Here is an 11,298-nt window from a genome sequence, read left to right as displayed (position 1 = left end):
TTACCTCATGTCTGGCACATTTGCGATGGACGAGCGCTTTTGACGAGCGTAAGGCGAATTTCCTAATAAAGTGGAAAGCCTTAGGCTCAGATTTAAGAAAATATATATTTCCAGTATAAATTCAAGAGTGGAACAGGCGTCACCCGACAGGTGGTTTGCTCACTGGCGCCGCCAAGTGGTTCCGCCTGCGCCGTCTTCCAAGATGATGCCTTGAGCCGCCAAATCGTCGCGGATTTGGTCGGATTTGGCAAAATCCTTATCGGCGCGCGCTTGTTTGCGCTGTTCGATCAAATCGTCGATATCCGCATCACAAAGTCCGCCTTCGTCCGTCGTCCCACCGCGCAACCACGCTTCGGGGTCTTGACCCAACACGCCCAAAACATCACCAGACAGCAACAAATCGCCCTTCAATTTGGCTTTTTCAGCCTCATCGGTTGAAGCATTGAGCTTGGTTTTCAACTCAAACAAATGTGCGATGGCTTTGGGGGTGTTGATGTCGTCACCCAAGGCTTCCAGAACGGGAGCCGGAACATGGTCGGGTACGTCGGCCTTAACGCCCGCGTTGCGCAATGCCAAATAGAATTCGTCGAGCTCTTTTTTCGCATCGCGAATGCCGTCTTTGCGAAAATCCAGGGGCTGGCGGTAGTGCGTTTTCAACAACGTCATACGGATCGCTTCGCCGGGGTGCTCTTCCAACAATTCGTGCACGGTATAGAAGTTGCCCAAGGACTTGGACATCTTTTCGCCTTCGGCCATCAAGTAGCCGTTGTGCAGCCAGTAATTCACGTACTTCGAACCGCCGTGCGCACAGGTCGATTGTGCGATTTCGTTTTCGTGGTGGGGGAAAATCAAATCTTGTCCGCCACCGTGAATGTCAAAGGTAGGGCCCAAATGTTGCTCGCTCATGGCAGAGCATTCGATGTGCCAGCCTGGACGCCCACGCCCCCACGGGCTTTCCCAACCGGGCACGTCGTCTTCGGACGGCTTCCACAGCACGAAGTCTGCGGGGTCGCGTTTGTAGGGCGCGACTTCGACCCGCGCGCCGGCAACCATTTCGTCACGGTTGCGGCCTGACAGTTCGCCGTAGTTGCGAAAGCTCGGCACGTCGAACAGCACGTGGCCTTCAGCCTCATATGCGTGACCGGCCGCAATCAATTTTCCGATCATCGTAATCATGCCCGCGATGTGCTCAGTGGCGCGCGGCTGGACGTCCGGGTGCATGGCGTTCAAGGCGCCCATGTCGTCCAAGAACGCTTTCTCGGTGCGTTTGGTGATGTCGGAAATGCTTTCGCCACTGTCTTGGGCGCGGTTGATGATTTTGTCATCCACGTCCGTGATGTTGCGCGCATAAATCACATGATCTTCGCCATACAGTTCGCGCAGCAAGCGGTACAACACATCAAACACCACGACCGGACGCGCATTGCCGATGTGGGCGTAGTCGTAGACCGTGGGGCCACAGACGTACATGCGCACGCGGTCTTCGTCGATGGGTTTGAAATCTTCTTTTGCGCGTTTAAGCGTGTTGTACAGCTGGATGGTCACGACAACTTATCCCTTTTGTCCTTGCAAACGAGCAACAGCGCGCGCACGCCCGATCAGCGGCAAGTAAACTTTCAACTCCGGCCCATGGTCCAGACCCGTGAGCGCTTTTCTGAGCGGCATAAACAAACCTTTGCCTTTGCGGCCCGTGGCTTCTTTGACGGCTTTGGTCCACACACCCCAAGTTTCCTCGGTGGGTTCGCCTTCGGGCAGCAGACCTGCGGCTTCTTTCAAGAAGTCCGCATCATCGGCATCGATGAGCGGATCGATATCGCCTTCGGCAATGTCTTTCCACGTTTGCACATCGGCGATGCGTTCCAAGTTCGGACGCACCGCATTCCAAAGCGCTTCGGTCACACCTTCGGGAACATGGTCGGCGACGTCGTCAAACGACTTGGCGTGCAGCACCTGAGCATTCAAGCGCGACAATTGCGCGGGATCAAACTTGGCTGTGGCGCGCGAGAAGTGATCGAAGTTAAACGCACCGACCAAAACGTCCAAATCGGCTTCGGCCTTAATGTCGTCGGACGTGCCCAAGTGCGCCAAATAAGACGCCAGAGCCAGCGGCTCAATCCCGTCAACGCGCATGTCTTTGAGCGCCAATGAGCCCAAACGCTTGGACAGCCCCCCGCCTTCAATGTCGGTCATCAACGGCAAGTGGGCGAACGTCGGAACGCCCGCGCCCATGGCTTCGAACATTTGCACCTGAAGCGCCGTATTGGCGACGTGGTCTTCACCGCGCACGACGTGGCTCATGCCCATATCTTTATCGTCAACCGCACTGGGCAGCATATAAAGCCAGCTGCCGTCGTTGCGGCGAATAACAGGGTCGGACATTTTTTCAGCTTCGAACGCAACCGGGCCGCGCACCAAATCTTCGAAACTGATGGTGCCGGGGGTAAGCTTAAAACGCCAATGCGCCGGACGGCCTTCGTCGACAAAGCTTTGCAGTTTTTCAGCCGTGGGCGACGTGTAGATGGGCGGCAGACCGCGTGCGCGCAGGCGTTTGCGCATATAATCCAGTTCTTCCGGCGTCTCATAACAGGCGTACACCCGGCCTTGTTCTTTGAGCCGGCCGAACGCAGCTTCGTAGGCGTCCAAGCGCTCAGACTGCTTTTCTTCGCTGTCCCAATCCAAACCCAGCCAGGCCAAATCTTGGCGAATGCCTTGGGCGTATTCTTCCTTGGAGCGTTCCTTGTCAGTGTCGTCCAAGCGCAACACGAACTTGCCGCCCATGTTTTTGGCGGCGAGCCAGTTGATCAGCGCCATGCGCGCATTACCGACATGAATGTGCCCGGTGGGGCTGGGAGCAAAACGAAAACAGGTCATATGTTTTTCTTCTTAAGCAGTGAAACCATTGGTCAACGGATAACGACGATCCCGGCCAAAGGCTCGTGATGTAATTTTTACGCCCGGCGGCGCTTGACGGCGTTTGTACTCCGCCCGGTCCAGCATGCGCCAGACCCTTTCGACAACCGCCGCGTCGTAACCGCGCTGGACAATGTCGCGCACGGGCATTTCTTCTTCGACCAAACAATACAACATATCGTCCAAGTCGTCATAGGGCGGCAAGGTGTCTTGATCGGTTTGATCAGGCTTGAGTTCCGCAGACGGGGCTTTGGTGATGATGTTGGTCGGCACCACTAGGCCTTGGGGGCCTTTGAACATGTCTGCATAATGGATGTTGCGCCATGTGCACAGCTCGTACACACGGGTTTTGTAGACGTCTTTCAAAATGTTGTAGCCGCCGCACATATCCCCATATAGGGTCGCATAGCCCACCGACATTTCCGATTTGTTGCCGGTCGAAACCACCATGTAGCCGAACTTGTTGGAAATCGCCATCAAGATCAGACCACGCGAACGCGCCTGGATGTTTTCTTCGGTGGTGTCGGCTGCGGTCTCGTTAAACTGTCCGGACAACATCCCGCCAAAGGCTTCCATGGCAGGTTCAATGGCGATTTCGTCGAGCTTAGTGCCCAACAAGCGTGCAGCCTCAACGGCATCGTCCAGGCTGTCTTGAGAGGTATAGGGCGACGGCATCATCACCAGATGCACACGTTCCGGCCCCAACGCGTCAACGGCAACGGCTGCGGTGATGGCACTGTCGACGCCGCCGGACATACCGATCATGACGCCGGGGAAATTGTTTTTGTTGACGTAGTCTTGTAAGCCCAACACCAATGCCTGGTAGATGGCTTCGTTGTCATCTAAGTCCGGCACAAGGGTTGCGGTCCCGGGGCACAAGGTGTCTTCGTTCCAGTGAAACTCTTGGGTCGCAACCGTACTTTCAAACGCGGAAAGATGGCAGGTGACCTCGCCTTGGGAGTTCAGGACAAAGGACGACCCGTCAAACACCAGTTCATCCTGACCGCCAACTTGATTGACGTAAACCAATGCCAAGCCGGTTTCCTTGACCCGCTTTTGGGCGTAATCCAGACGCACGTCGCGCTTGTCCATTTCAAAGGGCGAACCGTTGAGCACCAACAAAACCTCAGCCCCATCTTGCATCAACGATTGGGAGACCTCGGACACCCACATGTCTTCGCACGTCATCACGCCCAAACGAATGCCGCGAAAAGCGACGGCACCCAGTTTGTCAGCAGGCGCAAATAAACGCTTTTCATCGAACACGCCGTAGTTCGGCAACGCGTATTTCGGCACCACCGCCTTGACGATACCGTCGTCCAACAAGAGCGCCGCGTTATACAGATTGTCGTCTTCGACCCAAGGGGCGCTGATCAGCAAGCCCGGGCCATCCCCAACGGTGTCTTTGGCCAAGCCCATCACCGCATCTTTGATAGCCTCTTGGAAGCTGGCCTTCAAAACCAGATCTTCAGGGGGATAGCCGGAAATCACCAGCTCACCCGTCATCACCAAATCGGCACCCTGCTCTGCCCCGCGTTCACGGGCCGCACGCACCAAAGCCACATTGGCGTCAATGTCGCCAACGGTGGGGTTAATTTGGGCCAGGGCAATGGTCAACGGTTCTGTCATGTTGGTTTTCTAAGGCATTCAAGGAAATTAATAAACGCCCATTTGCGTGCACTGAGACACAAGAAGAGGCCGATTGGCCGGAAGGTAGGCCCGGGCAGCTCTCAAGTCAACGCGCCAAAGCCGCAGAACGCTTACAATTTTTCTGGGCTATTATACCAAAATAGTCTAAAATAATTACGACAATGAGCTGTTTATCGTAATATAAATACAAGAACCCGCGCAAGAATCCGCGATGGGGTCAGGTGGGGTCAGGTGGGCACACATGAACATGGTATCCGCAATTCCTTCGGACGAGGATGAAAAGTCCGGCAGCACGCTATGCCAAGAAATGGCACTGACCGTGCTTGATGATTACACAGAGCGCTTGATCAACCTGATCGAAACGTCTGAAGAAGGCGTGACGGTGAGCGACATTCGTGGCTTTTTGACGGATTACAAAACCAACAATGTTTTTGCCGATCAAGAACCCTACAAGGTTCACTTCCAACGTTGCGTGAACCGCTACGAACGCGAAGTGTTCGACCCCAATCGCCGTTATCCGTTTAGGCGTGCTTTGACGCATCGCATCAGTGCGCTGTTTGCGACTGAAGGCGAATTGAACGAAGCAGGCCCTTATGTTTCGCGCCGCATTCTGCCCGGTTTGTTCATCACGTTGGAAAAAATGGTCGGTGTCGAAACCTTCGACAGTGCTCATGACACGTGCATGGACCTGATCAACACGCTCGAACAGGGACATAACGAACTGGTGTGGGAAGACCTGTATAACGATCCCGCAACCAATGAAGCCATCAATGATCTGCTGGTTGCTCTCATCCCGCACTTTGCCAATCCCATGCGCCGCATGACGTGGATGATGACCCTGATCAATTCAGAGCTCGCCCCTGCGCAAGAGTACCTGTTCGAAGGTCCGGCGGTTCATGAATGGCAATTGGACGAAGCGGGCTTGATCCGCGTTTTGCGGCTTTTGTTCAAGGATTTGAAAAAGCAGCTGAAAGACAAAGATAGCGTCGCGCAATTGTCCCAACGTTACGGCAACCAACAAGCGCGTGGTCTTTTGGCCTTGATGCGCACGCTGGACAAAGCCGAGGTCTAATCTCAGCGCTGTGACCCAAACGCATTCTTCGGACAAATTCCGATAGATTTCCCCTGCCCAAGTGGTTAGTTTCGTCTGGGCGCACGCGCGTGCGCGGGGAAGGATGCCAGATCAATGACCAATAACCAATGACCACGCCGAAAGTACCAACAGAGTTGTCGCAACAACGCCGCCATGCGCGCTCGCACGCCTTGGCGCAAGCTGTGGTTGCTGCGTTTTCCGAACGCCTGCAAGAAGAACTGCAAAAGCACGATGGACACCTCACCATCCAGCATGTCCGTCAGCTCAACACCGACTTTTTGGCCAAAACCGAACAGCTCACCCGCGTATTTGAACAGGCCATGCTGGACTCTGAGCGCGAACAAGAAGAGCTCAAGTGGTTTTCCATCAAACGCCCCGCCTTTGATCGCTTATTGGTCAAACGCTTCGAAAACCTGTTCATCCAGCGTCAAGAAGACGGTCAACTCCATGGATCAATTTCCAGACGCATGTTGCCGGGCTTTTTTCTCACCGTGAATATGATGTTGGGGCCCGAAAAGTTGGAATTTTATCACAAACGCTCCGACATGGCGGTCGAGCGGGTGATGAAAGGCCAGCTGCCCGTCAACTGGGTGCTGGTCGATAAAGACGCCGAAATCCACGACATCATTTTGGACGCGGAACTCGCCATTGCCGAAAGCTTTGAGCAAACGGACCAGCGCATAGATTGGTTTATGGGCATTATCAACAGTCACCTCGCCCCAGCCCAAGAAGGGGCCACTGACGAAAACTGGGAGCTGGGCAAGCGGACTTTGCATATCTTGATGCACAGCATGCTGCAAGATTTGAAAAAAGCCCTCAATGATGATTTAGCGTGGCGCCACTTATTCGAGCGCAATCCCGACGCCGATCGCGAAACGCTCAAAGAAATCATCGCGCGCTTCGATTAAAACTCAACTCAAAGCCTGCCCAAGACCCTTGACGAACGCAGCCCGGCCATGAAATGTTATGTTATAACATAATGTCACGAAATCACCCCCAATCCCGTGTTCAAAATGGTTCGATTGTGGTGATGACGTCCCGTACCGTACCCGTTTGAAGAAAAGGTTTTCTCATGCGCCCGCTCTATATTTCTGCTCTTGCCCTCTCCCTAGCCGCATTTCAAGCCCCTACCGTCTTGGCCGAGGAAGGCCACAAACACTTAGACGCCCACGAACACGGCGCGGGTGAGTTGATGGTCGCCTTGGAAGGCAATGAGCTGTTGGTCGAGATGCGCCTGTCCGGCATGGACGTCGTGGGCTTTGAACACGCACCGGAAAATCACGAACAACACGAACGCGTGGACCAAGCCCTGGACAAACTGAAAGACGCCACAAACATCGTTGAACTGCCTGCCGCAGCTCTTTGCACACAGGAAGACGCGCACATCACATCACCGTTTCAAGACGAACATGATCAGAAAAACGCGGATGAGCACGAGTACGAAGGCGAAACGCACTCGGAATTCATGGCCGAATATCACTTCCATTGCGAAGCGCCCCAAAAATTCGATACTCTAAGCGTCAAAGCGTTCGCCACCTTCCCCACCTTGGAAGACGTCGATTTTCAAGTGTTCGGCCCCAAAGGCCAGATGGGCGGCGAACTGGAACCGAACAACGCCAAAATTGGTTTTTAAGCCTGGAGGGTCCCTGGTGTCCCAAAGTCACACACCGGTCGTAAACATTTCCGATCTGCGTTTTCGCTGGCCCGGCCACGATACAGACGTATTGGACATCGCGGACCTTTCCTTAAGCCCTAGGGAGCGCTTGTTCATCAAGGGCAATTCCGGCAGCGGCAAAACCACGCTGCTCAATTGCATAGCGGGCGTCATCGCACCACAAAGCGGTGACGTCTCGGTCATGGGGGAGCCCATCAACCGGATGTCCTCTTGGAAGCGCGACGCCTTTCGCGCCCAACACATCGGCGTGGTGTTTCAGATCTTCAATCTGATCCCGTATCTGTCATTGATCGACAACGTCACCCTGCCGTGCAAATTTTCGCCTGCGCGCAAGGCTAAAGCCTTATCCCGTTCCAACACCCTCGAAAGCGAGGCGGCACGATTGTTGGATCACTTAGCCCTTGACGTCAAAGCCTTGACCGCACAGCCCGTAAGCCGCTTGAGCGTCGGCCAGCAACAACGCGTCGCCGTCGCACGCGCGTTGATGGGCGGGCCGGAATTGATCATCGCGGACGAACCCACGTCCGCCTTGGATGCCGAGGCCCGCCATGCGTTTTTGGAGTTGTTGTTTCGCGAGCTTGAAGACACCGGGGCCAACCTTTTGTTCGTGAGCCACGACGCAAGCTTAGAGGCAAACTTCACCCGCTCCGTGCACTTAGAAGAGATCAACGGCGCAGGAGTTCTCACATGATCGTCTTGCGCTTAGCCTTTCTCAGTCTGCTCAACCGCAAAAGCGTCGCGGCTTTGACCGTGTTCGCCATTATGGTCAGCGTCACCTTGTTTTTGAGCGTCGACAAAATCCGCTCCGGCGCACGCGACGGTTTTGCCAACACCATTTCCGGCACCGATGTCATCGCAGGTGCGCGCACGGGGCCATTGCAGCTGTTGCTCTATTCCGTCTTTCACATCGGCAACGCCACCAACAACATCACCTGGAAAAGCTTCGAATACATTCAAAACCGTCCCGAAACCGCTTGGGCTGTGCCGTTATCGCTGGGGGATTCCCACAAAGGCTTTCGTGTATTGGGCACGACGGGCGCATATTTTGACAAATTCCGCTATGGCCGCGACCGTGCGCTGACACTTAGCCAAGGCCGTACATTTGACGGTGTGTTGGATGTGGTGGTGGGCGCAGAGGTCGCGCGTTCGCTCAACTATCAGCTCGGCCAAAAAATCGTCATCGCCCATGGTTTGGGAAAAGTTAGCTTCGCCAATCACGACAACATGCCGTTCGAAGTCGTCGGCATTCTAGAGCCCACCGGTACACCCGTCGATCAAACCCTGCACGTGCCGTTGGAAGGCATCGAAGCCATTCATGTCGGCTGGGGAGCCCGCGCAAGCCCAGGTCAGAAAAACATAACGCCTGAAGACTTGCACAGCGTTGATCTCCACCCCAAAGCCATCACAGCGGCTTTAGTGGGGCTCAAATCCAAAATGAAAGTGTTCCGCTTTCAACGCGCCATCAACGACTATAACCGCGAACCGCTCATGGCGATTTTGCCGGGTGTAGCGTTGCAAGATTTGTGGCGCTTGATGGGGGCTGCGGAACAAGCGCTGATCGCCATCAGCGCGCTGGTGATCGTCGCGGGGCTCTTGGGGATGTTGACCATGTTGCTTTCCGGTCTCAATGAACGCCGGCGGGAAATGGCGATTTTGCGCTCTGTCGGGGCCAAGCCCACCCATATTGTCGCCTTATTCGTGACCGAAGCTTTCTTGCTTGCCCTCGCAGGGTCGTGCTTGGGCGTGGTGTTGGCATTTGGTGGGTTGGGATTGACCGCCCCTTGGATCGAAGCCCAGTATGGCCTATATCTGACCATAGCCCCGCCCGGCCCTCGCGAAGCTCTGTTGGTCATGGTCGTGAGCTTCGCTGGGGCTTTGGTTGGTTTATGGCCAGCGTTGCGAGCCTACCGTCTGTCTGTCGCCGACGGTTTGATTGTGCGCATTTAGGAGTTTTTCAATCTTGCGCTTTGCAGCTGTTATTTTAGCCACTGTCCTGGTGATGGCCCAAACGGCTTTCGCCGGAGATCCGCGTGAAATCACGTGGGAAGAGCTGGCCGGCCCCGTGCCCGAAGACGTCCAAGCACAAATGGACGCCATGCTGGAAACGGACGAGATGGACATCCTGTCCGACGAAGCGTTCGAAGCCAAATGGACCGAACTGCAAGACCAAGCCTATCCGGTTATCCCCGAAATGGACGGCCAAACCGTGCGCATTCCGGGCTTCGTCGTGCCCACCGACTTAGAAGCCAACGAAGTGCGCGAATTTTTGTTGGTGCCGTACTTAGGCGCGTGCATCCACGTGCCGCCTCCGCCGCCCAACCAAGTGATCTACGTCAAAACCGATCAAATTTATAACGTGCAAGAATTGTTCGACCCGGTCTGGGTCACGGGCAAGCTCAACGTTGATCTGGTCAGCACCGACTTGGCCGAAGCGGGCTATGTCTTAGACGCCGACACGATTATCCGCTACGAGGTGGACTAAGAAAAAAGGCGCCGGGATGCCCAGCGCCTTTTTTATTTCTATGACCGTAAAGCTTAGCCGCCCATGCGCTCTTCTTTGAGCTGTTCGGCCAACAAGAACGCCAATTCCAAAGCTTGGCTCGCGTTCAAACGCGGGTCGCAATGTGTGTGATAGCGATCGCCTAAGTTAGCTTCTTTGATGGCTTGACCACCGCCGACACATTCCGTGACGTCTTGGCCGGTCATTTCAAAGTGAACGCCACCCGCGTGCGTGCCTTCGGCTTTGTGCACTTGGAAGAACGCTTTGACCTCGGCCAAGATCGCATCAACGTGCCGCGTTTTGTAGCCGTTGGCGCTGACGGTGTTCGAATGCATGGGATCGCACGACCAAACCACCTTGCGGCCTTCGGCTTCGACCTTGCGGATCAATTTGGGCAACACATCGCCGATCTTTTCCGCGCCCATGCGCGTGATCAACGTCAAACGGCCCGCTTCGTTGTTCGGGTTCAAGGCATCGATCAGTTTGATCAACTCCTCCGGGTCCATGCTTGGGCCCACTTTGCAACCGACCGGGTTGTGGATGCCGGCCATAAAGTCCACGTGGGCGTTGTCCAGCTGGCGGGTACGCTCGCCGATCCACAGCATGTGGGCGGACGTGTTGTACCAGTCGCCGGAAATGGAATCCACGCGGGTCATGGCTTGTTCGTAGTTCAGCAATAACGCTTCGTGAGACGTGAAGAACGAGGTCTCACGGATTTGCTTGGTGGTTTGCGACGTCATGCCGCACGCGCCCATGAAGTCCAGCGCTTCTTGAATGCGGATGGAAATGTCTTTGTAACGCTCGCCATAAGGATTGTCTTCGACGAAGCCCAAGTTCCAGCGCTGCACCTTGTGCAAATCGGCATAACCGCCCGAGGCCAAAGCGCGCAGGAAGTTCAGAGTTGAAGCCGACTGGTTGTAAACTTGAACCAGACGTTCCGGATCGGGGATGCGGGATTCGGGGGTGAACTCCATGCCGTTGACCATGTCGCCGCGGTAAGACGGCAATTCGACACCATCGATGGTTTCCGTATCGCTTGAGCGCGGCTTGGCAAACTGACCGGCCATACGACCGAGCTTGACGATGGGCATGCCAGAGCCATAGGTCAGAACGATGGCCATTTGCAGCAACACACGGAAGGTATCGCGGATCACGTCGGGATGAAACTCTGCAAAGCTTTCCGCGCAGTCGCCGCCTTGCAGCAAAAACGCATCGCCATTGGCGACGTCGGCCAGCTTGGCTTTCAGTTTGCGGGCTTCGCCGGCGGAAACCAGCGGCGGGAATGCACTGATGCGATCTTCAACCGCATTTACAGCCGCCGCATCGGGGTACGTCGGCATCTGCAATCCGTTTTTATTTCTCCAATTTGCGGGTGTCCAGGTGTCGGACATGGCGCTGATCCTTACTTCGTTCGTTTGCCTAAAATGGTGCCTTAGGTCAAACCGGGGGAGGTCCTAAAGGCTTGAAGCG

General features: G+C 55.2%; 10 protein-coding genes. 6 read left to right on the top strand and 4 right to left on the bottom strand.

Going from position 1 to position 11,298, the window contains the following annotated elements:
• Nucleotides 1-159 precede the first annotated feature (159 nt).
• From cysS to V5T82_RS09840, 3 genes are read right to left on the bottom strand one after another with little or no spacing between them, the layout of a single operon-like run.
• Nucleotides 160-1,545 (bottom strand): cysteine--tRNA ligase, encoded by a 1,386-nt coding sequence (gene cysS, locus V5T82_RS09850; protein ID WP_332895457.1) that lies wholly within the window; start codon nt 1,543-1,545, stop codon nt 160-162.
• Nucleotides 1,546-1,551: 6 nt separating this feature from the next.
• Complete coding sequence (gltX, locus tag V5T82_RS09845; RefSeq protein ID WP_332895456.1) at nt 1,552-2,871, bottom strand: glutamate--tRNA ligase; 1,320 nt, start codon at nt 2,869-2,871, stop codon at nt 1,552-1,554.
• A gap of 12 nt (nt 2,872-2,883) precedes the next feature.
• The gene (locus V5T82_RS09840; RefSeq protein WP_332895455.1) at nt 2,884-4,539 is read right to left on the bottom strand and encodes an NAD+ synthase; all 1,656 of its coding nucleotides are present in this window, start codon (nt 4,537-4,539) and stop codon (nt 2,884-2,886) included.
• Between the two features lie 262 nt (nt 4,540-4,801).
• Here V5T82_RS09840 and V5T82_RS09835 point away from each other — a divergent pair, with 262 nt between their 5' ends.
• From V5T82_RS09835 to V5T82_RS09810, 6 genes are all read left to right on the top strand, one after another.
• Nucleotides 4,802-5,632: a hypothetical protein gene (locus V5T82_RS09835; protein WP_332895454.1), complete on the top strand. Its 831-nt coding sequence runs from the start codon at nt 4,802-4,804 to the stop codon at nt 5,630-5,632.
• Between the two features lie 128 nt (nt 5,633-5,760).
• Nucleotides 5,761-6,561, top strand: a complete 801-nt coding sequence (locus V5T82_RS09830; RefSeq protein ID WP_332895453.1) for an NADPH-dependent FMN reductase family protein — start codon at nt 5,761-5,763, stop codon at nt 6,559-6,561.
• 164 nt (nt 6,562-6,725) lie between these two features.
• A complete protein-coding gene (locus V5T82_RS09825) occupies nt 6,726-7,286 on the top strand; it encodes a DUF2796 domain-containing protein (RefSeq protein WP_332895452.1) in 561 nt (186 codons plus the stop codon).
• 16 nt (nt 7,287-7,302) lie between these two features.
• Nucleotides 7,303-8,019, top strand: coding sequence for an ABC transporter ATP-binding protein (locus V5T82_RS09820; RefSeq protein WP_332895451.1), 717 nt, complete (start codon nt 7,303-7,305; stop codon nt 8,017-8,019).
• Complete coding sequence (locus V5T82_RS09815) at nt 8,016-9,275, top strand: ABC transporter permease (RefSeq protein ID WP_332895450.1); 1,260 nt, start codon at nt 8,016-8,018, stop codon at nt 9,273-9,275. The genes V5T82_RS09820 and V5T82_RS09815 overlap by 4 nt, the downstream gene beginning before the upstream one ends.
• Nucleotides 9,276-9,288: 13 nt before the next feature.
• On the top strand, nt 9,289-9,810 hold the full coding sequence (locus V5T82_RS09810; RefSeq protein ID WP_332895449.1) for a DUF3299 domain-containing protein: 522 nt from the start codon (nt 9,289-9,291) through the stop codon (nt 9,808-9,810).
• Nucleotides 9,811-9,863: 53 nt separating this feature from the next.
• Here V5T82_RS09810 and V5T82_RS09805 read toward each other — a convergent pair whose 3' ends face one another.
• On the bottom strand, nt 9,864-11,219 hold the full coding sequence (locus V5T82_RS09805) for a class II 3-deoxy-7-phosphoheptulonate synthase (RefSeq protein WP_332895448.1): 1,356 nt from the start codon (nt 11,217-11,219) through the stop codon (nt 9,864-9,866).
• Nucleotides 11,220-11,298: the final 79 nt, after the last annotated feature.

The sequence above is a fragment of the Magnetovibrio sp. PR-2 genome (genome assembly GCF_036689815.1).
Lineage (GTDB): Bacteria > Pseudomonadota > Alphaproteobacteria > Rhodospirillales > Magnetovibrionaceae > Magnetovibrio.
The sequence above is the reverse complement of the archived record's forward strand: the minus strand, read 5'-3'. Positions and strand labels throughout refer to the sequence as shown.

Bases quoted from the DNA above. Each gene is read 5' to 3' on its own strand.
- gltX (WP_332895456.1), bottom strand. From the start codon at position 2,871: ATGACCTGTTTTCGTTTTGCTCCCAGCCCCACCGGGCACATTCATGTC.
- V5T82_RS09840 (WP_332895455.1), bottom strand. From the start codon at position 4,539: ATGACAGAACCGTTGACCATTGCCCTGGCCCAAATTAACCCCACCGTT.
- V5T82_RS09835 (WP_332895454.1), top strand. From the start codon at position 4,802: ATGAACATGGTATCCGCAATTCCTTCGGACGAGGATGAAAAGTCCGGC.
- V5T82_RS09830 (WP_332895453.1), top strand. From the start codon at position 5,761: ATGACCACGCCGAAAGTACCAACAGAGTTGTCGCAACAACGCCGCCAT.
- V5T82_RS09825 (WP_332895452.1), top strand. From the start codon at position 6,726: ATGCGCCCGCTCTATATTTCTGCTCTTGCCCTCTCCCTAGCCGCATTT.
- V5T82_RS09815 (WP_332895450.1), top strand. From the start codon at position 8,016: ATGATCGTCTTGCGCTTAGCCTTTCTCAGTCTGCTCAACCGCAAAAGC.
- V5T82_RS09805 (WP_332895448.1), bottom strand. From the start codon at position 11,219: ATGTCCGACACCTGGACACCCGCAAATTGGAGAAATAAAAACGGATTG.